At 31.8% G+C, this 24049-nt stretch carries 20 protein-coding genes and 1 tRNA gene; 6 read left to right on the forward strand and 15 right to left on the reverse strand.

Annotation, left to right across the window (positions count from 1 at the left end; genetic code table 11):
* Nucleotides 1–5: 5 nt before the first annotated feature.
* The 3 genes from PTSHG_RS09785 to PTSHG_RS05120 form a co-directional block, all read right to left on the reverse strand.
* Nucleotides 6–164, reverse strand: coding sequence for a hypothetical protein (locus PTSHG_RS09785; RefSeq protein WP_019107813.1), 159 nt, complete (start codon nt 162–164; stop codon nt 6–8).
* A 23-nt stretch (nt 165–187) separates the two neighbouring features.
* Nucleotides 188–263: transfer RNA gene (locus PTSHG_RS05115), tRNA-Lys, on the reverse strand.
* 98 nt (nt 264–361) lie between these two features.
* On the reverse strand, nt 362–1030 hold the full coding sequence (locus tag PTSHG_RS05120) for a GntR family transcriptional regulator (RefSeq protein WP_019107814.1): 669 nt from the start codon (nt 1028–1030) through the stop codon (nt 362–364).
* 195 nt (nt 1031–1225) lie between these two features.
* Between PTSHG_RS05120 and PTSHG_RS05125 the strand changes: the two genes are divergently transcribed.
* The gene (locus tag PTSHG_RS05125; RefSeq protein WP_019107815.1) at nt 1226–1843 is read left to right on the forward strand and encodes a PepSY domain-containing protein; all 618 of its coding nucleotides are present in this window, start codon (nt 1226–1228) and stop codon (nt 1841–1843) included.
* Between the two features lie 253 nt (nt 1844–2096).
* On the opposite strand, the gene secA is transcribed toward PTSHG_RS05125, so the two are convergent.
* On the reverse strand, nt 2097–4835 hold the full coding sequence (gene secA / locus PTSHG_RS05130) for a preprotein translocase subunit SecA (RefSeq protein ID WP_019107816.1): 2739 nt from the start codon (nt 4833–4835) through the stop codon (nt 2097–2099).
* A 218-nt stretch (nt 4836–5053) separates the two neighbouring features.
* Here secA and guaA point away from each other — a divergent pair, with 218 nt between their 5' ends.
* Entirely contained in the window at nt 5054–6574 is a 1521-nt protein-coding gene (gene guaA / locus PTSHG_RS05135) for a glutamine-hydrolyzing GMP synthase (RefSeq protein WP_019107817.1), read from the forward strand.
* A 122-nt stretch (nt 6575–6696) separates the two neighbouring features.
* On the opposite strand, the gene PTSHG_RS05140 is transcribed toward guaA, so the two are convergent.
* Both PTSHG_RS05140 and PTSHG_RS05145 read right to left on the reverse strand, forming a co-directional pair.
* Complete coding sequence (locus PTSHG_RS05140; RefSeq protein ID WP_148498676.1) at nt 6697–7314, reverse strand: GNAT family N-acetyltransferase; 618 nt, start codon at nt 7312–7314, stop codon at nt 6697–6699.
* A 188-nt stretch (nt 7315–7502) separates the two neighbouring features.
* Nucleotides 7503–8126: a CatA-like O-acetyltransferase, family 2 gene (locus PTSHG_RS05145; RefSeq protein ID WP_019107819.1), complete on the reverse strand. Its 624-nt coding sequence runs from the start codon at nt 8124–8126 to the stop codon at nt 7503–7505.
* A gap of 267 nt (nt 8127–8393) precedes the next feature.
* Here PTSHG_RS05145 and PTSHG_RS05150 point away from each other — a divergent pair, with 267 nt between their 5' ends.
* From PTSHG_RS05150 to thrB, 4 genes are read left to right on the forward strand one after another with little or no spacing between them, the layout of a single operon-like run.
* A complete protein-coding gene (locus tag PTSHG_RS05150) occupies nt 8394–9716 on the forward strand; it encodes an aspartate kinase (RefSeq protein WP_019107820.1) in 1323 nt (440 codons plus the stop codon).
* Complete coding sequence (locus PTSHG_RS05155) at nt 9706–10683, forward strand: aspartate-semialdehyde dehydrogenase (protein ID WP_019107821.1); 978 nt, start codon at nt 9706–9708, stop codon at nt 10681–10683. The genes PTSHG_RS05150 and PTSHG_RS05155 overlap by 11 nt, the downstream gene beginning before the upstream one ends.
* A gap of 1 nt (nt 10684) precedes the next feature.
* The gene (locus PTSHG_RS05160; RefSeq protein ID WP_019107822.1) at nt 10685–11866 is read left to right on the forward strand and encodes a homoserine dehydrogenase family protein; all 1182 of its coding nucleotides are present in this window, start codon (nt 10685–10687) and stop codon (nt 11864–11866) included.
* A complete protein-coding gene (gene thrB / locus PTSHG_RS05165) occupies nt 11863–14157 on the forward strand; it encodes a homoserine kinase (RefSeq protein WP_019107823.1) in 2295 nt (764 codons plus the stop codon). The genes PTSHG_RS05160 and thrB overlap by 4 nt, the downstream gene beginning before the upstream one ends.
* A 189-nt stretch (nt 14158–14346) precedes the next feature.
* On the opposite strand, the gene PTSHG_RS05170 is transcribed toward thrB, so the two are convergent.
* The 9 genes from PTSHG_RS05170 to PTSHG_RS05210 are packed head-to-tail and all read right to left on the reverse strand — an operon-like array spanning nt 14347 to nt 24048.
* Nucleotides 14347–15759, reverse strand: coding sequence for an aldehyde dehydrogenase family protein (locus PTSHG_RS05170; protein ID WP_019107824.1), 1413 nt, complete (start codon nt 15757–15759; stop codon nt 14347–14349).
* A complete protein-coding gene (gene eutJ / locus PTSHG_RS05175) occupies nt 15749–16585 on the reverse strand; it encodes an ethanolamine utilization protein EutJ (protein ID WP_238318733.1) in 837 nt (278 codons plus the stop codon). Before eutJ ends, PTSHG_RS05170 begins: the two co-directional genes overlap by 11 nt.
* On the reverse strand, nt 16582–17229 hold the full coding sequence (gene pduL / locus PTSHG_RS05180; protein WP_019107826.1) for a phosphate propanoyltransferase: 648 nt from the start codon (nt 17227–17229) through the stop codon (nt 16582–16584). Before pduL ends, eutJ begins: the two co-directional genes overlap by 4 nt.
* A gap of 19 nt (nt 17230–17248) precedes the next feature.
* On the reverse strand, nt 17249–18112 hold the full coding sequence (locus PTSHG_RS05185; RefSeq protein WP_019107827.1) for a DUF7973 family transport facilitator: 864 nt from the start codon (nt 18110–18112) through the stop codon (nt 17249–17251).
* A 7-nt stretch (nt 18113–18119) separates the two neighbouring features.
* Nucleotides 18120–19265, reverse strand: coding sequence for a methionine adenosyltransferase (gene metK, locus PTSHG_RS05190; protein ID WP_019107828.1), 1146 nt, complete (start codon nt 19263–19265; stop codon nt 18120–18122).
* Between the two features lie 5 nt (nt 19266–19270).
* Nucleotides 19271–20272, reverse strand: a complete 1002-nt coding sequence (locus PTSHG_RS05195; RefSeq protein WP_019107829.1) for a helix-turn-helix domain-containing protein — start codon at nt 20270–20272, stop codon at nt 19271–19273.
* Between the two features lie 9 nt (nt 20273–20281).
* Nucleotides 20282–21571 (reverse strand): PocR ligand-binding domain-containing protein, encoded by a 1290-nt coding sequence (locus PTSHG_RS05200; RefSeq protein WP_019107830.1) that lies wholly within the window; start codon nt 21569–21571, stop codon nt 20282–20284.
* A 44-nt stretch (nt 21572–21615) separates the two neighbouring features.
* On the reverse strand, nt 21616–22725 hold the full coding sequence (locus PTSHG_RS05205; protein ID WP_019107831.1) for a 1-propanol dehydrogenase PduQ: 1110 nt from the start codon (nt 22723–22725) through the stop codon (nt 21616–21618).
* A gap of 6 nt (nt 22726–22731) precedes the next feature.
* Nucleotides 22732–24048 (reverse strand): aldehyde dehydrogenase, encoded by a 1317-nt coding sequence (locus tag PTSHG_RS05210; protein WP_019107832.1) that lies wholly within the window; start codon nt 24046–24048, stop codon nt 22732–22734.
* Nucleotide 24049: the final 1 nt, after the last annotated feature.

Raw genomic sequence — 24049 nt, forward strand, 5'->3', positions numbered from 1 at the left:
GAGCCTTATTTTTTATACTTCTCTAAATCTTCAATTTCAATATTATGAAACTTTACATCAAATTCACTTAAATCTACAATCTTTTCCATTGTGTAGCGAAACTTATCAATGTCGCCAATTATGTAGAAGTCAATACTTTTATAATTATAAAAAAATAAACCCATTAACAAAGTTAATAGGTTTTAAGTGGTGCACCTTTACGGACTCGAACCGTAGGCCCACTGATTAAGAGTCAGTTGCTCTACCAACTGAGCTAAAGGTGCAAATTTTACAATTTCATTATGAAATTTTTACTTTTTTACATTGCCGATGCAACAAAAATAATTATAATTAAAAAAAACACTCTTGTCAAGTGCTTTTTTTAATTTCTAAACATTTTATAATCTGCCTGTTCCTCGAACATTGTATAAATATTTTCAATTGTCTTTTCGCTAGCTCTTCTCGCCTCTTGTGGCTTCTTTTCTTCTATTAATTTATAAACTTTTTGCAAATTATTGTAATGCTTTTTGTAATTTCTTTTATCTCTAAAAATAAAATTTCCAAACCTATAAAGTCTCTTGTTAATCATGGTCATGACTTCAACTAAAATTTCATTATTTAGAGAACTCACAAGAGCCATATTCCATTCGATAATTAAATTTTGTGCCAATTCTTCATCATTGTCTTCTATTGCAACTCTAAGCTCTTCATTTACTTCTTGAAAATATTTTGTCTTTTCAGTAAATCCCTTCTCTGCCAAGAGTTCAACAGCAAGAGGCTCCAATGATTTTCTTACAATATATAGATTTTTGGCTTCTTTAACTGAAATTTTAGAAACTATAAAAGACTTTCTTGGAAAACTTGTCACAAGTCCATCCTCTTCAAGTTTTTTAAGAGCTTCTCTCACTGGAGTTCTACTCACGCCAAGATTAGAAGCGATTTCCATCTCAATCAATTTATCTCCTGGAAGTAATTTATTTTTCAAAATTTTTTCTTTTAAATCTCTATAAACTAAATTGCTAAGAGATTTTTTGTTGCTTCGAAGATCCAAAAAACCAACTCTCCTCTTCAATAAAATGTTTTCCTTTTTCGCAGGTATCTTTTTTTCATTATAACACATAAAAAGTATTTTCATATATAATTTATTCATTATTTATTATAATAATTGACAAAAAGTTTACTAAATATTTTTATGGGTATGTAATTAGAGAAAGAAAATTTATTAGTTATTAAATTAGGAGGAAGAATGAATAAAAAAATTTTAATTACAACACTTGGACTAGGACTTGTACTAACACTTTCTGCTTGTGGACAAAAAAATGAAAAAGCAGAACCAACAAATCCTGAAGTGAAAGTTGAAGAAAATGTTAATAAAAATGCAAACAAGAATATGACTGATGCACAAACAAAGGAAGAAACTGCAGTAAATAAAGGCGCAGTTGCAAACTTAGACAGAGGAATTGCCTTTGATGGATTTAAAAAACTTCACCCTGATGCAAAAGTTGAATCTTTCCAACTTGAAGTTGAAAATGAAAATGCCTACTACAAAGTTGATGGTTATGATGCCAAAAATGAATATGAAGTTACTGTTAATGCAATGACAGGTGACATTGTTAAAGATGAGTCTGAAGCAGAAAACACTTCAGCTAAGACAGCAGACATACAATTAGAAATGGTTGAATCAGTTGATAAATTTATGGAACTTGCCTTAAAGGACGCCGGTCAAGGCTTTGAAGCTGGCGAATACGAAGTTGAATTCGACAATGGTGTGTATGTAGTTAATGTTGAAGTTGTTAATGGAAATAAAGACGTAACCTACAAATACGAATTTGAAACAGGTAAACTTTTAGAAAAAGATATGTAATTGAGTATTTAATCTTAAGAGAGGATAAAACCTCTCTTTTTTTTGAGAACTTTTAAGACTTCTTAATAGAAAATATTTAAAAGAGAACTTAAAATTTATTTTATAAATCTAAAATAAATTTTTTATAAAGAGAACTCGCCCTTTTTGTTTTATTATTAAATTTTCTCATTTAATTTCAATTTATGAGTATAAAAAAACTCTGGCAACTATAAAGTTGTCAGAGTTTTTTTATTTTTCAAAACTAAATCAAATTTTATTCAAATTTTCCGTGACAGTTTTTATATTTTTTTCCACTTCCACATGGACACGGATCATTTCTTCCAACCTTTTTTTCTTTTCTAACAAAAGGTTTTTGTTTTCCGTCATCTGGATTTACAGTTTCAACTTCTTTTGCAACTCTAACTCTCTTTACTCTTTCAGGGTTCACTACGTGATAAAGCATTTTTACTGTGTCTTCTTTAATTGATTCGTTCATGCCTTCAAACATGTCAAATCCTTCTTCTGCGTAGGCTCTTACTGGGTCAGTTTGTCCAACTGCACGAAGTCCAATTCCCTTTCTTAGTTGGTCCATTGCATCAATGTGATCCATCCACTTTTGGTCAACATTTTGAAGTAAAGCAACTCTTTCAATTTCTCTGAATTTTTCATCTCCAAAGTCTTCTTCTTTTTCCTTATATTTTTCATCAGCAAGTTCTTTTATATATTCTTTCAAAGACTCTACTGTTGGATTTTCTATTCCCTTTAAGAAATCTTCTTCGAAACCAAAAGTATTTATTCCGAAAGTTCTAATTGATTCAAAGTCCAAATAGTTTTTGTTGTTGTCATCAAGCTTATTGTAGAAGTCTATAGTTTTATCTATTACATCATTTCTCATTGCTGTGATGTCATCTTTTAGGTTTTCTCCTTCAAGAACTCTTCTTCTTTCAGCGTAGATTACTTCTCTTTGCTTATTCATAACATCGTCATATTTTAGGACATTTTTACGAATACTAAAGTTGTTTCCTTCTACTTTTCTTTGTGCTGATTCAATTAGTCTTGTTAAAATTTTTGCTTCAACTGGTTCATCTTCTGGAGAATCAATTTTTTCCATTGTTTCTTTGAATCTGTCTCCAGCGAATAGTCTAATTAAATCATCATCTGCTGATATATAAAATCTTGAAGAACCTGGGTCTCCTTGACGACCTGAACGACCACGTAATTGGTTGTCAATACGTCTTGACTCATGTCTTTCTGTACCAATTATTCTAAGTCCGCCTACTTTTTTAACTTCTTCAGCTTCCTTGTCAGTTTCTTCTTTGAATTTTTTTACAAGATTTTGATAATCTTCTCTTGCCTTTAAAATTTCAGGATCTTCAGTCTTAAAGTATGAATCTGCATATTCAATCATTTCATCTTCCATACCTTGTTTTTTAAGTTCCTTCTTAGCAAGATAATCTGGGTTACCACCAAGTACAATGTCGGTACCACGACCAGCCATGTTTGTGGCAATAGTTACTTGACCAAAGCGACCAGCTTGTGCAACTATTTCAGATTCTTGTTCGTGCTTTTTAGCATTCAATACATTGTGCTTGATCCCTGCACGTTTCAAATATTTTGAAAGTTGTTCGGACTTGTCGATTGAAATTGTACCAACTAGAACTGGTTGTCCCTTTTCATTTGCTTCAGCTATTTCTCTTGTTACAGCTTTGAATTTTGCATCTTCGCTTATATAAATGTGATCATTGTCATCTTCTCTAACAACTGGTTTATTAGTAGGAATTTCAACAACATCTATGTTATAAATATCTCTGAATTCGCCTTCTTCTGTCATGGCAGTACCTGTCATACCAGAAAGTTTGTCATACATTCTAAAGTAGTTTTGGAAAGTAATTGTAGCAAGAGTTTTTGATTCAGCTCTTACTTCAAGGCCTTCTTTAGCTTCGATTGCTTGGTGAAGTCCTTCAGAGTATCTTCTACCATACATCAAACGTCCAGTAAATTCATCAACGATTATAATTTCGCCATCTTTAACAACATAGTCAATGTCTTTGTGCATTGTACCAGCAGCCTTTAGGGCTTGGTTAATGTGGTGAGATAATTCCATGTTTGATGCGTCTGATAAGTTTTCGATTCCAAAATATTTTTCAGCTTTTTCAATACCCTTATCAGTAAGTGTTGCAGTCTTGTCCTTTTCATTTATAACATAGTCAACAGTTTCTTCTTCAAATTCTCTGTTAAATCTTTCAAGATCAATTTCATCTTGGCTCTTAACTCTATGAGAAAGTGTGTTTACAAAATCTCTTGCTCTAACATATAAGTCAACAGATTCGTCTCCTTGACCAGAAATAATAAGAGGCGTTCTCGCTTCATCAATTAAAATTGAGTCAACTTCGTCGACAATACAGAAGTGAAGTCCTCTTTGTACCATTTCTTCTTTGTAGATAACCATGTTATCTCTAAGGTAGTCGAAACCAAACTCATTATTTGTACCATAAGTTATATCAGAATTGTAGGCAGCTTTTCTTTCGTCTTGGTCCATATCGTGGATAATACATCCAACAGTAAGTCCTAAGAATTCATAAACCTTGCCCATCCAGTCTCTATCACGACTTGCCAAATAATCGTTGACAGTTACAACATGTGTGCCCTTGCCTTCAAGAGCATTTAAGTAAGCTGGAAGTGTAGCAACAAGTGTCTTACCTTCCCCAGTTTTCATTTCGGCAATTCTTCCTTGATGAAGAACAATGCCACCGATAACTTGCACTCTAAAGTGCTTCATGCCAAGGACTCTCCATGCAGCTTCTCTTACAACAGCAAAAGCTTCTGGAAGTAAGTCATCTGTAGTTTCACCATTTTTGATTCTATTCTTAAATTCTTCAGTTTTTTCTTTTAGTTCAGCGTCTGAAAGCTTTTCCATTTCGCCTTCGAGGCTCATAACTTTATTTACAAGGGGCTCGATTTTTTTTAGTTCCCTATCGCTGTAGGTACCAAAAATCTTTTCCATTAAACCCATTTTACCACTCCTTTTACCTGACGTTATATTCTATCATTAAATGGCATATTTTACAATAAAAACAACTTTAATCATTACCTCTATAAATTATATTGTTACTAATATTTAATGTCAATATAATTAGCTTAAATACTTACGTCAAATTGAATTTAAAGCTCCATTAGCTATACAAAATAAAAATTTTATTATAAAATATATTAAATGAAGAGGAGGTTAATATGATATTAGTAGTTGACTTTGGCGGCCAATACAATCAGTTAATAGCAAGACGAATAAGAGATCTTAATATTTACTGCGAAGTTGTGCCCTACAATAAGACCTTAAAAGAATTAGAAAATAGAGATAATGTAGAAGGAATAATATTTACAGGTGGACCAAACTCAGTATATGAAGAAAGTGCACCAAAAATCGAAAAAGAAATCTTCGACAAAAATATTCCAATCCTTGGACTTTGCTACGGCATGCAAATCATGGCTCACACATTAGGCGGAGAAGTAGTAAACGCACCAAAAGAAAGAGAATTTGGAAAGACAGAAATAAAAACAAAAACATCCAAAATATTTAAAAACTTATCAGAAGAAGAAACAGTTTGGATGAGTCACGTGGATAGAGTAGAAAAAGTGCCAACCGGCTTTGAAGTAATAGCTCATAGCAAAAACTGTCCAGTAGCAGCCATGTCAAATGAAGACAAAAAACTTTACGCATTACAATTCCATCCAGAAGTAAACCATTCAGTTCACGGCAAAGAAATGTTAGAAAACTTTGCAGTAAATATTTGTGGCGCAAAAAAAGACTGGACAATGGAAAATTATGCAAAGAAAGCAATAAAAGAAATAAAAGAAAAAGTTGGCGATGGAAAAGTTCTTCTTGCCCTATCAGGCGGCGTTGACTCATCAGTAACAGCAGCCCTCCTATCAAAAGCAGTTGGCGAAAACTTAACTTGCATCTTTGTAGACCATGGACTAATGAGAAAAAACGAAGGCGACGAAGTAGAAGAAGCCTTTAAAGATTCCGGAATGCACTTCATAAGAGTAGATGCAGAAAAAAGATTTTTAGAAAAACTTTCTGGCATAACAGACCCAGAAAGAAAAAGAAAAATAATCGGCGAAGAATTTATAAGAGTCTTTGAAGAAGAAGGACAAAAAATAAAATCAGTGGACTTCTTAGCACAAGGAACAATTTACCCAGATGTAATCGAATCAGGACTTGGCGACTCAGCAGTTATAAAATCTCACCACAACGTAGGAGGACTACCTGACTTTGTAGACTTCAAAGAAATAATCGAGCCACTAAGAATGCTTTTTAAAGACGAAGTTCGTGACCTTGGACGAGAACTTGGCCTTGCAGACTACCTAGTAGATAGACAACCCTTCCCTGGACCAGGACTTGCCATAAGAGTAATGGGCGAAATCACAAAGGGAAAACTAGACATACTAAGGGACGCAGACAAAATCTTTAGAGACGAATTAGAAGCTGCAAAAGTAAAAGACATCAACCAATACTTCGCAGTCCTAACAAATAATAGAACCGTAGGAGTAATGGGCGACTTCAGAACCTACGACTACACCCTAGCCCTTCGCGCAGTCTCAACAACAGACTTCATGACAGCAGACTTTGCACGAATCCCATGGGAAATCTTGGACAAAGTTTCCAATAGAATAGTAAACGAAGTAGACCATATAAATAGAATAGTATATGACATAACATCAAAACCACCTGCTACCATTGAATGGGAATAAAATATTATAACTTATAAATAGCTTAAATAAACCAATTTAAAATCTAAGTGCACAATAAATAATGGTTCAAGAAACTAATCTTGAACCATTATAATTTTTATTTTAAATTTAAGAAAACTCTTTTAATCAAAATTTTCTTTATTAGAAAAAGATTTTTCATATTCAATAAAATCCTTTGGATTTTCTTCTGCTACAAAGTAAATCTTAGGTGTTTTGTATTCCCCACTTATATTATCTAAATAATTTTCTTGAAGTTCTTTACACAAAAAGAAATCTGCCTTTGTACTTTCTGGTAAGCCGTGGTATCTAATTCTTTTTAAATATGCATAAATGAACCCGCTATTACCGTAAAAATCAATATTCCCTTCAAAAAATAAAGCCTTACATCCATATTCTTTTGCTTTTTCGATTGAATAATCCAAAAGCATTTTACCATATCCTAATCTTTTATACTCATTTGCAATGCAGATTGGACCCATTGTCATAATAGGAAGTTTTGAGCCGTCGTCTAAGTCAATGTGAGCTTTTACAAAAACATTTTGTCCTATAATTTTTCCATTTTTTTCCATGACAAAATCTAGTTCAGAAATAAAATTTGGATCTTCTCTTAATTTTTTCAAGACGAAATGTTCTGTGCATCCAGGTCTATATACATTCCAAAAACTTTTTCTAACAAGTTCTTCAACTTCTCTATAATCTTCTTCTTTTTCTAGCCTTATTGTAATATCTTTTTTATTCACTATTTTACTCCTTAAATATTTTTTCATTTCATTAATTTAGGAAGCACTTTATCATTTGTAACCTCCTAACTATCCCACAATATCCAATAAATTATACTTAATCAAACAACATTCTCCTTTTTACTTTTTAATAGGTTATTAACCTAATTTAATCTAAATAAAAAATAATCAAAAAATTTTTTTAATATCTACTTTAAATTATTTACTTCTTTTTGTAAATTTTCTAAAAATTTTCCAGCGTGAGATCCATCCATTTGAGCGTGATGAAATTGAAAAGAAATTGGTAAATAATATTTAAACCATTTCTTCTTGTACTTGCCCCAAATTATAAATGGATTATTATAAATACCACTATTCATTCCAAGGGCACCATCAAGCTCGGTTTCTAAAATTGCTGATGTACCAATTACCATGCTATCTTTTGATAAATCTATATCCTCACAATTATTTCTAACTTTCGAAGTACAGTTTTCATAATTTTTACTAAATTTTTCTAAATTATCCAGATATAAAATATCACAAGAATTAATTTCATCATTTTTATTTTTTATAATAGTATTGACTGCAATAGTATCAAACTTAATAAGTTTATCTCCCACTGGTAAAAAATAAAACTCCTTAATATCAAAAGCTGCTTTTCCAATACAATAGTTTAAAAGCATATTTAATTTCATATTTTTCTTATTGCTAATTTTAACCAAATTACTTATATCAATATTCTTAAAAAAAGTAACCATTGGATTCGATGCTTTTATCCAAAGTTTAAAAGCCTTTTCTCTTTTACTTCCCTTAATTTGTACTTCTCTTGCCAAATATATCTCCTTTGTTTATAAATAATAATTTTTCTGTTCAAAAATTCTAATCTCATTTTATCATACTATTCTTTCTTTATTTTTTATTAATTTTTCTTGTTATTACTTTTATTGATCCACCTTCTTTCATTGACAATCTGACTAAATAATTGTATAATCGTAAAAATTACTTTTTACTTGTTTGATTTTTCTAAAATATTTAATTTTAAAGTAATTCTTTAGTTATCTTATAAATTGTTTTTATTTATACTTATAAAGGAGAAAAAGATGAAAGTCGCAAAATTTGGTGGCAGTTCTCTTGCCGATGCTGTTCAACTGAAAAAAGTTAAGGATATTATTATTAAAGACGATGACAGAAAGTACATCGTCGTGTCTGCGCCTGGAAAGGGCATAAACAACAATCACAAGGTTACTGACCTTCTAGCAATGTGCCACGAACTAAGTGCGCATGAATTGAATTTTAACGAAGTTTACAAGATCATCGAGAATGTTTTTAAAAATATTGTTGATGATCTTGTTTTGGATATTGACATTGATGGGATTTTGCAAGATGTGAAAAATGAAATTACAAATGGAGCAAGTTATGACTTTGTTATAAGTCGCGGCGAATTTATTAGTGCCCAAGTCCTCGCAAAGTTTTTGGGCTACGATTTTGTTGATGCCAGAGATTTAATTGTCTTTACTGATGGGGCCTTAGACCTTCCAAAGTCTACGGCAAATATTAAAAATATTTTGATTAAGCACGATAGAGCTGTTGTCCCTGGTTTTTATGGCCTTGACGAGTTTGGCAAAGTCCACACCTTTTCTCGTGGCGGCTCTGATGTAACTGGCTCTGTCATTGCTTCTGCCCTCGATGCAGAAATGTATGAAAATTTCACTGACGTCAGTGGCTTTTTAGTTGCCGACCCAAAAATTGTAAGGGACTCCACTCCAATTGGCACTATTACTTACAAGGAGCTTCGCGAGCTTTCCTACATGGGCGCCAAGGTCCTTCACGAGGAAGCAATCTTCCCTCTTCGCGATAAAAATATTCCAATTAATATAAAAAACACTAATGCACCTAATGACGAAGGAACTTTAATTGTATCTAAATGTGCTTATAGAAATAAAAATATTATAACTGGAATTTCGGGCAAAAAAGATTTTACTGTTATAAATCTTGAAAAGGTAAATATGAACACTGAAAAGGACTTTTTCAGAAAGCTAACTACTGTCTTTGAATCTAATGATATTTCCATTGAGCACATGCCTTCAAGCATTGACTCAGTTTCCGTCATTGTTTCTGATTCTCAAATTGCAGCAAAATTAAATAAAGTCCTTGAAGAATTAAAAATTTATCTTAATGTTGATAGCATTAGTTGGGAGCGTGACATTTCCCTTATTGCTGTAGTTGGTCGAGGAATGATTAATGAAAAGGGCGTGTCTTCAAGAACTTTTACTGCTCTTGCTAGAAATGGAATTAACATAAAAATGATTAGTCAAGGTTCTAGCGAAATAAATATTATTATTGGTGTTGAAACTAAAGATTTTGAAAAGGCTATTGAAGCTATTTACAGAGAGTTTTATAAGGAGGAAAAAAATGAAATATAATGTAGCAGTTGTTGGAGCAACTGGTTTAGTTGGGAGTACAATGTTAAAGGTTTTGAGCGAGGAAAATTTCCCAATTGACAATTTATATCTCTTTAGCTCAAAAAAATCTGCAGGAAAAACTATTAACTACTGCGGAAAAGATTACACAGTTGAAGAGTTAAAGGAAGACTCCTTTGACGGAAGAAATATAAAAGTTGCCCTCTTCTCTGCTGGCGGCTCTGTCAGTGAAAAATTTGCTCCTCTTGCTGCAAAAGCTGGTGCAATTGTAGTTGACAATTCCTCTGCCTTTAGAATGGATCCAGAAGTTCCTCTAGTAGTTCCAGAAATAAACCCTGAAGACATTAAATTGAACAAGGGAATTATTGCAAATCCAAATTGTTCTACTATTCAGTCAGTCCTTCCTCTCAAACCAATTCATGACAAATACAAGATAAAAAGAGTTATCTATTCAACTTATCAATCTGTGTCTGGTTCTGGTATCAAGGGAATTTCTGACCTTGAAGAAGAAACAAATCTTGCCTACAAGTATCCAATTAAAAATAACTGCATACCACAAATTGATGTCTTCTTGGACAATGGCTACACAAAGGAAGAAATGAAGATGATTAACGAAACTAAAAAAATTCTTCATGACGACTCCCTTCTTGTGACAGCTACAACAGTGCGTGTTCCTGTGAGAAATTCTCACAGCATTTCTATAAATGTTGAAGTGGAAAAGCCTTTTGAAATTGAAGATGTGAAAAAAATTATAGCTAACTACCCTGGCATGATCTTGGAAGATGACCCAACTAATGAAATCTATGCCATGCCCCTAATGGCAAAGGACAAAAACGAAGTCTTCGTTGGAAGAATTAGAAGAGACTTCACTGTGGAAAATGGCATCAACCTTTGGTCCTGTGCCGACAACATTAGAAAGGGTGCTGCCACAAATGCAGTGCAAATAGCAAAGAAACTCTTGGAGGTTTGATTTGAAAATTGCAATAATGGGCTTTGGCACTGTGGGAACAGGCGTCGAAGAAATTTTGTACAAAAAGAGAAAATCACTATTAAAAAATAATTTTGATATAACAATAGAAAGAATTTTAATAAAAAATAAAAATAAGAAGAGAAAGCCTCACGACAAAGATTTAATTTTCACAGATGACTTTGATGAAATCTTAAATTCAGACCTTGATACTGTCATTGATGTGACTTCAAACCTAGAAGAAACTCATGAGAGAATTGTAAGACTCATGAAGGCGAAAAAAAATATTGTCACTGCCAACAAGGCTGTGGTCTCAAAATATTTTGAAGAATTAAGTGAGCTTGCTCGTGAAAATGAAGTTTACTTAGCCTATGAAGCCTCCGTTGCTGGCGCAATTCCAATAATTCATCCCCTCATGGAGGAAGTCTTTTTTAATGATATTTCTGAAATCTCAGGAATTTTAAATGGCACTTCAAATTACATCTTGTCAAAAATGGAAAGAGAAGGACTTGATTATGAAGAAGTTTTAAAAGAAGCACAAGAGCTTGGCTATGCAGAGGCTGACCCTTCTGCCGATGTGGATGGACTTGATGCCATGAGAAAAATTAGGATCCTATCCTCTCTCATTTACGATGCAAAAATAGCTGAAGATGAAATTTTTACTTTTGGTATAAGCACTATAAAAAAATCAGATTTTAATTTTGCAAAGGATATGGCTTACTCTATTAGGCTTCTTGGCAAGTCCTCTTTAAAAGATGGCAAGATAAATATTTCTGTCATGCCAAGATTTTTGAAAGATGATTTTTTTGCAAAAACTTTTGCTAGCACAAATGCAATAAAAGTTCTCGGCGAAAATTTTAAAAGCTGCGAATTAAAAGGTCCTGGTGCAGGTAAGCTTGAGACAGCTGATGCAATTATGCGTGACCTTCTTAGAATTCTTGCAAAAAGAGAAATTGCAACTTTTTATAGGGCAGAAAATTCCTATCCAGTAGAAAATAATTTAGAAAAAAAATATTACCTTAGGACATCAAAAATTTCTGATGAACTTAAAAATCTAACTTCATCAGAAAAAATTATTGGCGAGGATCACCACATTATTACCAAAAAAATTGAGCTCAAGAAATTAACTTATGCAATAGATGGCTTAAAAGACATTTTCATTGCAGAAATAGAGGAGGAAATATGAAGTTTTTATCAACTAGAAATTCCAACTTAAAAATATCGGCTAGGGAAGCAATTGTAAAAGGTATCTCTGATGATGGCGGTCTTTTTGTTCCAGAGTACTTCCCCAAATTTGACATAAGTGAAAATTTAAGTCTCAAATACATTGACCTTGCCCATAAAATTTTGTCCCTATATTTGACTGACTTCGACAGCGAAGAACTTTTAAAAATAATAGAAAAATCTTACGCAAGTTTTGAAAATGAAATTGCAAAAGTGACTTGTAAAAAAGATTTTTACCTAGAACTTTATCACGGAAGAACTGCTGCCTTTAAGGACTTTGCCCTTTGCCTTCTTCCCAACCTTTTGTCCTACGCCAAAAAATCTCTTGGCATAAAAGACAAGACGCTAATTTTAACTGCAACTTCTGGCGACACAGGTAAGGCTGCCCTAGAAGGATTTTACAACACAGAAAATATAGATATTTTAGTTTTATATCCAACAGAGGGAGTTTCTGCAATTCAAAAAAGGCAAATGGACTCAACAGACTCACTTAACTCAAAGGTTATTTCCATTGACGGAAATTTTGATGACGCTCAGTCTGCTGTGAAAAAAATTTTTACCGATAAAGACATAAAAAAGAAGTTAAAGGAAAAAAATATTTACCTTTCCTCTGCCAATTCAATAAATATTGGAAGGCTTTTGCCACAAATTGTCTATTATTTTTATGCCTATGCTGACTTAGTTAAGGCAGAAAAAATTTCATGTGGTCATAAAATTTCTTTCTGTGTTCCAACTGGAAACTTCGGCGACATCTTGGCTGGCTACTACGCAAAACAAATGGGACTTCCAGTAGACAAGCTTATTATCGCATCAAATTCAAACAATGTCTTGACAGACTTCTTCAAAACTGGAAGATACGATGCCAATAGAGAACTCAAAAAAACTATTTCGCCATCAATGGACATCTTGGTATCAAGTAATTTGGAGAGGCTTATCTATCACAAGTCATCTGATGAAGTTGTAATAGAAAAAATGAAAGAGCTTGCTGAAAATCACATTTTTGAATTTAAAAATGACTTCAATGAATTTTTGTGTGGCTACGCAAGTGAAGATGATACAAAATCTACTATTGCAAAAACTTTTAAAGAAGAAAATTATCTAATTGACCCACATACAGCTGTGGCAAAGCACATAGTAGATGAGCTTTCTTTAAAAAATACAGTGATTCTTTCCACTGCCAGCCCCTACAAATTTTCTTCATCAGTCTTATCTGCCCTTGGCGAAAATCTTTCACAAGATGAATTTAAAAATATAGACGCTCTCTATAAACTATCTGGTGTAAAAATCCCTTCTGAAATAAAAAAATTGATGGACAAAAAAATAATTCACAAGACAAGAATAAATAAAAGTGAAATAGATGAAGAGCTTTTAAAATTTGCAAGTCGTGGCAAGAGAATTTCTGTGCCTGCAACTTCTGCCAACCTTGGACCAGGCTTTGACACTCTTGGACTTTCCTTAAACTTATATAACACTTGTGAATTTAAAATAAGTGAAGACAGGAAAGCTTTTGAAGAAAATATAAAGAGCAATTTGATTTATAAATCTTACGCTCATACTTTTGAAGTTTACGGAGAAAAAACTCCTCCAGTAAAATTTAAACTATCATCAGACATACCCATGTCTCGTGGACTTGGCTCTTCTGCAGCCTGCGTAGTCATGGGCATAATGGCTGCCTTTGATGTCATGGAAAAAGATTTTGACAAAAAAGAAATTTTAAAAATTGCAACAGTCATAGAAGGACATCCCGACAATGTTTCACCAGCAATTTTTGGCGGTGCAACAGCAGCGATTTATGATCATGGTCAAGTTTTTGTTGAAAAATTTAATGTTTCTGACAAGATAAAATTTTTGGCACTAATCCCAGAATTTAAACTCAGCACAAAGCTTGCCCGCCAAGCACTGCCTGAGACTTACACTAAAGATGATGCAGTCTTTAATCTCTCTCGCCTATCACTTTTAATCTTGTCACTAATATCTGGAGATGAAAAAAATTTAAAAGTTGCCCTAGAAGATAAAATCCACGAACCTTACAGATTTAAACTTATACCAGAGATTGAACAAATAGAAGAAATCATAGATGAAAGCCATGCCCTTGGTCACTACCTAAGTGGTGCAGGCTCAACACTTATGATACTTCTTGACTATGCCGACAAAATTTCTGAAGAGTTTATAAAAAACAAAGTAAAGGAATTAAAGGGCGATTACAAAGTCTTGCCACTTGAAATAGATAATAATGGTGCTTTTATCATTTAAAAATAAAGAGTCTCTATACTATAATCCGCTATTAAGAGTCTTCCTATATTCAGTTTTTTCCAAAGCTCAATATAGATATATGGTAAAAACGAAAACTTTATAAAATATATTTCATGTTTATATAACAAACCCCTAAATCTTAAAAATTTAGGGGTTTTAAAATAAATATAATTTTTTTGCTTTTGTATTTTATCTAATGCTGAATGAATCTTTAATTACACATCTTCTTATTCTACAAAAACTCTTTGCGCTTGTTATACCTTCGCCAGTAGGTCCTGCAATGGTAAATGTAGTAGATCCCTCTCCACCAACACCAATCCCAGAATATGAAGGTGCATTTTTTACAAAAATTGTACATTCTAAAAGTTTTGCCATTTTTGATAATTTGTCAATATTTTTTGAGTGCATTATTGCAGTATGTCTATTTCCATGTTCTGCTTTATGTGCACACTCTATAGCTTCATCAACATTAGGAACTGGAACTATTGGAAGTATTGGCATCATCATTTCTTCAGTTACTAAATGATGATCTCTATGTGTCTTAAAAATTATAAGTTTTATATCATCTGGAACATCAATGCCTATTTTACTTAAAATAAATTTTGCATCTTTTCCAACAAACTCAGTTTTTGGTTTTCCATTTTCTTGACTCACTGTACTATCAAGATTTTTTATATCACTTTCAGAGGTTAAAAGATAAGCTCCATTCTTCTTCATGTAGTAAATTAAATTATCAATTTGAGATTCTACTACAAAAACTTCTTTTTCTGCTATACAAGGCACATTATTGTCAAAGCTTGCTCCATCTACAATGTCTTTTGCCGCCTTTTCTATATTTGCAGTTTCATCTACAACTACTGGAGGGTTTCCTGCTCCTGCTCCTATTGCTTTTTTCCCTGATGAAAGAACTGTCTTTACAATTCCAGGACCACCTGTTGCCACCAAAAGTCTTATTTTTGGATGCTTCATCATATCATTTGTAGCTTCAATTGATGGTTCCTTAACCATAGTTATTAAATTATCAGGAGCTCCACTTTCAACTAATGCCTTATTTAACATTTTTATAAGAGTTATTGATGTCTTTTTTGCACGAGGATGTGGCGAGAATACAACAGAATTTCCTCCTACTATCATTGATATCGAATTTGATATTATTGTTTCTGTAGGATTTGTTGTTGGCGTTATGGATCCTATAACTCCAAAAGGACAAAATTCTTCTAGCATAAGTCCATTAGAACCCGTTAGTGCATTTGTCTTTAAATCTTCTTTTCCAGGAGTCTTAGTTGCCGCAACTTTATTTTTTATTATTTTGTCACTTACTCTTCCTATTTCAGTTTCTTCAACTGCCATTTTGGAAATTAAATTTAAGTTTTCTTCTTTTAATACTGTCTCTCGTATCACATCTGCAAATCTATCTCGTTCATCTATTGAAAGATTATAAAGTTGTTTTTGAGCCTTATCTGCAGCTTCTATTGCATCATTAATATTGTCAAAAACTCCATAATTTTTTTGACAATCTATACAAGATTCATTTATGCTTCCATCTTTTTTTAAGTCTTCAATTACTTGTTTTATAACATCATCAATCATGTTATTTTCCATTTTTTCCTCCTAAACAACTCTTTGCTATACCTAAAGGTGTTACCAATAGAGCTTCTTCACTTCTATGCGTTTTTATTCCAGTTATCCTCTCAAATAACTCTTCTATTCCGTTAAAATTTGATGCCCCGCCAACTAAATATAAATTCTCTACATCTTTATCGTCTAAAACATTTTTTACTATGCTTGCCATTTTTTCTAAAACTGGCTTTATAATAGTGAATATCTCTCTGTTATTGGAATTTATTTTTAACTTTTCAGCTTCATCAATATCTATATTATAATATCCAGCAATAGTCAAATTCATATGATGACCACCAGTAGGCTCATCCCAGGTCCCAACAACCTTGCCATTTTTTAATAAGCTTATACCAGTTGTTCCGCCACCTAAATCAACTATTGCTCCATCCTTTATTTTTAAAGCTTTTGCTGCTGCTGTCGGTTCATCAACTATATTTGTTACTACAAAGTCAGCCGACTCAACTACATTTGATATAGATTTTACACTTCTAGGATCTATTCCTGGTGGTATAGCACATGCCGCATATACAAGTTCTTTATTGATTAATTTTTCTAATTTTTCTTTAAGATCTCGAACAATCTTTATTGCACCCATATAATCAACAACTATTCCATCTCTTACAACTTTAGCAGGCTCAATTAAACCTGCTATTGGGTTGTTTTTCATATCTGTTACTACAAGTACAATATTTGCAGTGCCAAGATCCACTCCAACTTTCAATTCCCTATCTTTAAATTCAATAAATTTATTTTCTTTTATTAGTTTTGAAAGCTTTAATACATCCTTATTCTTTATCAATATTTTCACCTAACAAATTTTTTTAAAACTACATAATCGTTATTTTTTATACCAACAGCATTAGCTTCGTCAGTATCTAAGTGCATTTCAAGTGCGTATTTATCACTCACTCTAATGAGTACATTGCCCATTACAGCTTTTCTCTCTCCAAAAAACTGCACATCTACAAAATCTCCATCTTTTACATTCATAAATTTTGCATCTTCAGGCTTCATATGGATATGTCTAAGAGCAATAATTGTTCCTTCAGGCATACTTATTCGCCCACAAGGCCCTATAATCTCTATACCCGGTGTTCCTTTAAGCTTTCCTGATTCTTTTATAGGTGCCTTTACTCCCAATTTAAAAGAATCAGTAAGAGAAATTTCAACTTGTGATTTATCTCTTATAGGTCCTAAAATTCTTACATTGTTAAACTCGCCTTTTGGTCCGCGTATAGTTACACATTCTTGTGCTGCAAATTGTCCGGGCTGTTTTAATGTTGATTTAACAGTAAGCTCATAATTCTTCCCAAATAAGCTTTCTAAATCTTCTTTGGATAAATGCACATGTCTATTTGAAACACCTACAACAATTTTGTGATTATTTATGTCATTTATTCTTTTCAAAACTTCCTTTGAAATTTTTTCTACAAGTTCATTATTATTCAACATATTACTCCCTTTTTCTTACTTAGAAAATTAAATTAATTACAAACATACTGATTACAATTACTATTGCTGGTGGATCGATGTATGTATCACAATTAGAGTTAAATACTTTTCCTGCAATTACCCAAAGTATTGCATTTATAAATCCTGTTATTGCTGCTAAATATATATTTTGTGTCATAATAAATACAGTTGCAGCAGGATATGTGATGTGGTGAGTTATAGGAATTGCGAATCCCATTTGTAAAAATATAAGTGATAAAGCAGAAATCCCAAAAACAAAAACAGGATAAATAGCCATTGCATCTTGGCTAACCCCAGCCTCAATAAGCTTTTGTCCAATAACTGCTACTCCTAATGCAAATAGAAGACCATTTACAGAATTTAATAGTATTTCATCTTTTGGAAATATATCTCTTTTTTCTCCTTCTTTTAATGTGCCAATAATAGAAGTTTTGCCCATAATTATTCTATTTAAAAACAAAACTACACATACACAAAAAGCGGGATAATCAGTTACAAATACAGATTGTTTTGTTATAAGAGTAAAAGTAACTATACCTAAAATTCCATAAAGTCCGCCTACCAGTAATGTTTTTATGTCATTAATGCCAAAAAGTGCTGCCAAAACATTTTGTGCGCTATCTAACTTCTTAGCTTTATTAGCTGCATAAGCTGCTGCTGCAGCTCCAGCTGCAAAAGATACATGAGGTCCAAAGAAAGGTCCAAACGCCACAGTACCTACAATAAAATCTGTTACTCCTGAAAGAGTTAAAACAGAGCCTATTAAAGCAAATACGCCTGTTAAAATAAAGGCTGGTATAGAACCAAAAGCTGTTCCAAATATTCCTCCTGTAAAGCCTGCAAGTATTGTTAAAATATCCATAGTACACCTACCCGATTAAATTTTTTATTTCATATTTTTTATCTGTTTTCTCCCATGTAAATTCATCTTCATTTCTGCCAAAATGTCCATACGCCGCTGTCTTCTTATATATTGGTCTTTGTAAGCTTAAATTTTTAATTATACCGTCTATGCTTAAATCAAAAACTTTTTTAGTTACATCATAAATTTTTTCTAAATCATATTTTTCTGTTCCAAAGGTATCTATATAAATACTTTCTGGATTTTCTTTTCCAATTACGTAGGCTAATTGTACTTCGCACTTATCACATAAATCAGCCGCCACTAAATTTTTAGCAACATATCTTGCCATATAAGAAGCCGATCTATCTGCTTTCGATGGATCTTTTCCAGAGTATGCTCCTCCACCGTGTCGTCCAAAACCTCCATAAGTATCTACAATAATTTTTCTTCCAGTAAGTCCTACATCAGCCATAGGTCCTCCAATAGCAAATTTACCAGTGGCATTTATGTGAATTGATGTATCCTTCCTTATTAATGAACTATCTATAACTTTCATTATTACTTCTTTAATAAGCTCATATCTCAAAGTTGCAATGTCTTTACTTTCTTTGTGATGTGCTGCAAGAACTACTGACTTAACATAACTTGGTATTCCATTTTCATATACCAAACTTACTTGTGATTTTCCGTCAGGATAAAGTCCTTCCACTATACCTTCTTTTCTTACTTTTGAAAGTCTTTTTGCAAGTGCATGAGATAATTCAGCTGCAAGAGGTAAATAAGATTTGCTTTCGTTTGTAGCATATCCATAAACAAGACCTTGATCACCTGCGCAAATCTTTTCACGATTTACTCCCATAGCTATATCCTTTGACTGCTCATTTATATTTGTAATAACAATGGCTTTCTCAACATCAAACCCTGATTCGCTAGTTGAATAGCCTATCTCTTTTATTGTATTTAAAGCAACTTTTTCCACATCTACTTTTGCAGATGAAGTTACTTCCCCTGCAATAACAAGAAGATTGTTTGAAATCATATTTTCAACAGCTACTCTGGAATTGCTGTCTTGTTTCAAATATTCATCTAAAATTGAATCTGATATTAAATCACAAACTTTATCTGGATGACCTTCTGTTACTGATTCTGATGTAATAATAAATTTATTCATTTATATCACCTAGCTTTTCTAAACTGCTCAACAGTCATGTTCTCATACTTTTTGAATATTTTGCTAAAATATCCATACTCGTTATATCCCAAATTAAAAGCGGTATCTAAGACACTTCTATTCTCTAATATTATGTATTCTTTCGCTAAATTTATTTTCTTTAAGTGAATATAATTTACAACTGTAAGCTTGTATTCATTCTTAAAAAGTCTGCTCAAATACCCTTGAGATATGTTGCATTCTTTTACAACATCGTTAAGAGAAATGTTTTTATCTAAATTATTGTTGATATAATCACAAATATCTTTTAATATAGGATACTTGGTAATACTTTTCTTTTTAAAATAATAATCAACAATCTTAAACATCCATATATTGCAAAGTCTCTTATCTTTAACCATTACATCTTTCAAAGGAAAATCTCTATCTATTACTTCTGTTTCTTCAACTAAACTATTCAAATTAATTATTCTATTTCCATAGTTGATTAACTTATCTTTTATCTGATTTCTAACTTCTACATCTTTATTTTCAAAATCAAATTCATTTATTTGCTCAGTTAAATACTCATAAACTTCAAGGAAGTCATTCATATTTACAGACTTTTCCATTTCCAATATAAAATCTTTTTGAAAACTGCTGTGACTTATATTATCGTATCTTATTAGTTTTTCATTTACTTTCTCAAATGTTAGAGGCTTCAGTATAATTTGACTTAAATTAACATTTGCATTTTCTTCAAAAACCAAATCATGAGGAAATGTCAATAAAAATACCTTAGTATCCTTATTTGCTTCTTCAACCTTATTTATAAAATCTACGCCACTAATTCCTGGTAGTAAAAAGTCAGAAAAAACTAAATCAATATCATTATTTTTAACTAACTCTATTGCTTCTTTAGGCGAATGTGTTTCCGCAAATATACTGAATTTTTCATTCTTTTCTATTATTTTTCTTAAAGCGCTTCTCGTTAAAAATTGATTACTTACTAATAAAACGCTGTGCATATAATCACCCTAGCTTTTTATAGGATATTTTATAGATATAACTGTCTTTTTATAATACTCAAATATATTTATCTTATGTTTTTCATTCGAAATATTTTTAAAAGTTTCTTCCAAGTTTCTTATATGGTCAAATATTTTTCCAACTTCTCCACTTATATTGTGAATATCTTTTAATTTTTCAAATGCTTCCTTAGAAATTCCTACTCCATTATCTTCAATTAATGCGCTTACTTCATCTCCATCTTTTGATAAATCAACTCTTATGTAGTAATCGCCATCATTAAAGTTAAGCCCTAAATAACACATTGCAAGTACATAGGAAATTAATATCTTTAAAGGCATAGTATAATCCTTAATATCATCATTAATATTAATCTCGTACTTAAATCTGTCTTTATATTGAATTTCTTTCATCTTAAAATAATTTACTAAAGTTTTGTAAACAACATTTATAGAATCGGAATCAATTTCAATTGAATTTATAAAAAAATTCCTCAAATACTCACTATATTTGCTAGTATTTTCCGCTTCTTCTATTAAAGCAAGATTTGAAAGTGATTCCATCATATTGTTTAAAAAAAGTTTATTCAAATTATTATTAATAGTTAAAATTTTATTTTTAAGTTCTAAGTTTTTTTCTTCAAGTTTTTCTATATTTTCTTCTAAATCTTTTATTCTCTTTTTGTTTTTATTTTCATGATAACTAGAAATTAATTCTTTCTTCACTATCTCTGAAATTATAAGTTCAACCAACTTTACTATTGACTCAAACTCTCTAAAAGTATATTTTTTTGAATTTACATCTATTGCATTTAAGTGTAAATTCTCAAAATCTATTTCATCAAGCAAAAGTTGATCTTGCATTCTAAGTACCCTATCAGGAGCATCTTCGCATATTACTTGTCCTCCTATAAAAGCACCTAGATATTTGTCATTAATTATTATTGGAATTGCAACCTCTAATAGATTAAATGGACAAAAATATATAGAAGTCTTTTTTGCGACTGCTGCTCTTATGGCACCAGAGGCATCCGATAATTCACATATCTTTTTACACATAGAGTTCTCTCTTATGTGACTACACCTTTTGGAAAAATTAGTCATCTCTGTTAAAGGTTCTCCCTTGTAATCTATTGTTACAAAAGCAAGCCCTGTAACATCAGAAATAACTCTTTGTATCTCTTCTAAATACTCTTTCCCAAATATTGAATATATATCAACATCAGTTCTTCCATCAGTATATTTTTCATTGATTTTTATATTAGGTATATCTTCTTTATATTTTTTATTAGTGTTCATAAACCCCTCCACGATGATTTATTATTACAATAATATTATAAAATCTAATATATCTTTTCAATAATTTCTTTTGTCGCTTTAATATCTATGCTCATAGGTGCAGATTTCATACAATTATCTTTTAAAGCATTTTCAGCAAGCTTATCCTTTGCCTTTAATAATTTGTCCTTTGAAACATTACATTCGCTTAAACTTTTTGGCATTTCCATTATTCCTTGTAAGCTTTTTATAAATGTTTTCAAATTATTTACAGCTTCAGTATCTTCCTTTGCTTTTGTTATTCCAATTTTTCTTGCATAATTGGCATATCTTTTTTTGATATTCTTTTTACTTGAATTGAAATCTATAACACTTGTTAAGAGAAGTCCATTGCAAAGTCCATGCGGTATATGAAATTCAGCTCCTAATTGATGTGCTATGGCATGATTTATTCCAAGTCCTGCCATCTCAAAAGATTTGCCTGCCATCATTGACGCCAAATGCATCTCTTCTTTAGCTTCAACATCTCTTATATTGTTGTAACTTCTATAAAGATATTTGACAACTAATTCTCCAGCTTTTTCAGACAAAGCATCAGAATAGGAACTTCTATTCTTACCAACATAGGCTTCAATCGCATGTGTTAAAACATCAATACCTGTATTAGCAATAATTTTTTTTGGCAGTTCCTTTACAAGACAAGGATCCAGTATTGCTAAATCTGGTAACATATCATCTGATTGTAATAGATGCTTTACTTGAGTGTCATTATCTTTTAGTACAGCAACGCTTGTAACTTCAGAACCTGTTCCACTTGTCGTTGGTATCGCTATAAAATAAATATCTTTGTGAGAAACTTCAGATGCAAAATAAATCACACCCTTTGCAGAATCTATTGAAGATCCTCCTCCAAAACCCACTATAATATCAATATCCTCTTTTATATATAAGGCAAGGGACTGTCCTACTATTTCAAGACTTGGATCTGGCATTACTTTGTCGTATATAATCACTTTATTTGAAGAATTTATATTTTTTAAAAGCTCTTTCATAAGGACACTCTTAGCAATAAAAGAATCTGTCATTATTAAAATTTTTTTATCTTCAATTTCTTTTAACTTACTAAGAGCGTTGACTTCAAATACAATCTCTGTTTTGTTTTTTAAATCTTTCATCTTTCATCACCTTATAGAAAAGGCATCAACTAAAGCACATCTTCTCCTGCGTGCAAAATTCCTAGCACTTGTTGAACCTTCTCCGGTTTTATTTGCTATAGTAAAACTTACAGGATTATCATCTGAGAAACCTATTCCATCTAATGAGCAACCATTTTTTACAAATATAGATGTTTGCATTTTTTTAGCTGCTATATTGAGTCTCTCAATACTATTAGAATGGATACCTGCAGTATGATGTAAGCCTTGTTCAAGAGTTAATGATGTATCAAGCGCTTCTTCAAAATCTTTAACTTTAATTATCGAAATAACTGGCATTAACAACTCTTCTGTTGCAAAAGGATGAATCTTAGGAACATCAACAGCTATTAATTTATAATCTCCATAAAATTCAATTCCTGCAAAGTTTAAAATTTCTTTAACATCTTTTCCACCCAAAAATTTATTTGGTTTCAAATCTTCTGTTAAAAGAACTTTAGAAAGTTTTAACATATTTTCTATTGTATCTATGTAAAAAACTTTTTCTTTTTCAAGTGCTTCTCTAAACTTATCATAAATTGACTCAACAACTACTATGTTCTTTTCAGTTACACAAAGTATATTGTTATCAAAACTTGCACCCTTTACTATGCAACTTGCCGCTTTTTCAATATTCGCAGTTTCATCTACCATGAAAGTCGGATTACCTGCTCCCGCAGATATTACTTTCTTGTCACACTTATTTGCAGATCTGGCAATATCACTTCCACCAGTTACAACAAGTAAATTGACATCTGGGTGATGCATTATTTCTGAAATATTCCTCATACTAACCTCAGACAAGGTAGTTACTAAATTATCAATACCTGATGTTCTAAGTATAGTTGTCGCTATTATATCTGTTAAATACTTCGTTACCTCAATAGCTCTTGGATGAGGACAAAGTATAACTGCATTTCCAGCAGCCAAGAGACTTATTACATTATTTACAACAGTTGCCACAGGATTTGTACTTGGCATAATTGCACAAGCTATTCCAAAAGCAGAATATTCATAAAGAGTCATCACTCTATCTTTAGTTAAAACTTCTGAAACTAAATCTTCTGTTCCTGGAGTTTTTTCTATGCTCAATTTTATTTTTGCAACTTTTGATTCAACATTTCCCATACAAGTTTCATCAAAACTTTTTTGTGCAAGCTCATCTACATGATTTAAAAGCTCTTTTCTTATTTCTCTTATTATTTCCTCTCTATTGGAAATACCAAGTTCTTTATACAATTGAAAGGATGATTTTACAGCATCTATTGCATCACATACTGTATCAAAAACCGCTCTTTTGTTCATA

The sequence above is a fragment of the Peptoniphilus senegalensis JC140 genome, from assembly GCF_000321025.1.
GTDB lineage: Bacteria > Bacillota > Clostridia > Tissierellales > Peptoniphilaceae > Peptoniphilus_A > Peptoniphilus_A senegalensis.

Bases quoted from the DNA above. Each gene is read 5' to 3' on its own strand.
- PTSHG_RS09785 (WP_019107813.1), bottom strand. From the start codon at position 164: ATGGGTTTATTTTTTTATAATTATAAAAGTATTGACTTCTACATAATT.
- PTSHG_RS05125 (WP_019107815.1), top strand. From the start codon at position 1,226: ATGAATAAAAAAATTTTAATTACAACACTTGGACTAGGACTTGTACTA.
- secA (WP_019107816.1), bottom strand. From the start codon at position 4,835: ATGGGTTTAATGGAAAAGATTTTTGGTACCTACAGCGATAGGGAACTA.
- guaA (WP_019107817.1), top strand. From the start codon at position 5,054: ATGATATTAGTAGTTGACTTTGGCGGCCAATACAATCAGTTAATAGCA.
- PTSHG_RS05150 (WP_019107820.1), top strand. From the start codon at position 8,394: ATGAAAGTCGCAAAATTTGGTGGCAGTTCTCTTGCCGATGCTGTTCAA.
- PTSHG_RS05155 (WP_019107821.1), top strand. From the start codon at position 9,706: ATGAAATATAATGTAGCAGTTGTTGGAGCAACTGGTTTAGTTGGGAGT.
- thrB (WP_019107823.1), top strand. From the start codon at position 11,863: ATGAAGTTTTTATCAACTAGAAATTCCAACTTAAAAATATCGGCTAGG.
- PTSHG_RS05170 (WP_019107824.1), bottom strand. From the start codon at position 15,759: ATGGAAAATAACATGATTGATGATGTTATAAAACAAGTAATTGAAGAC.
- pduL (WP_019107826.1), bottom strand. From the start codon at position 17,229: ATGTTGAATAATAATGAACTTGTAGAAAAAATTTCAAAGGAAGTTTTG.
- PTSHG_RS05185 (WP_019107827.1), bottom strand. From the start codon at position 18,112: ATGGATATTTTAACAATACTTGCAGGCTTTACAGGAGGAATATTTGGA.
- metK (WP_019107828.1), bottom strand. From the start codon at position 19,265: ATGAATAAATTTATTATTACATCAGAATCAGTAACAGAAGGTCATCCA.
- PTSHG_RS05195 (WP_019107829.1), bottom strand. From the start codon at position 20,272: ATGCACAGCGTTTTATTAGTAAGTAATCAATTTTTAACGAGAAGCGCT.
- PTSHG_RS05200 (WP_019107830.1), bottom strand. From the start codon at position 21,571: ATGAACACTAATAAAAAATATAAAGAAGATATACCTAATATAAAAATC.
- PTSHG_RS05205 (WP_019107831.1), bottom strand. From the start codon at position 22,725: ATGAAAGATTTAAAAAACAAAACAGAGATTGTATTTGAAGTCAACGCT.
- PTSHG_RS05210 (WP_019107832.1), bottom strand. From the start codon at position 24,048: ATGAACAAAAGAGCGGTTTTTGATACAGTATGTGATGCAATAGATGCT.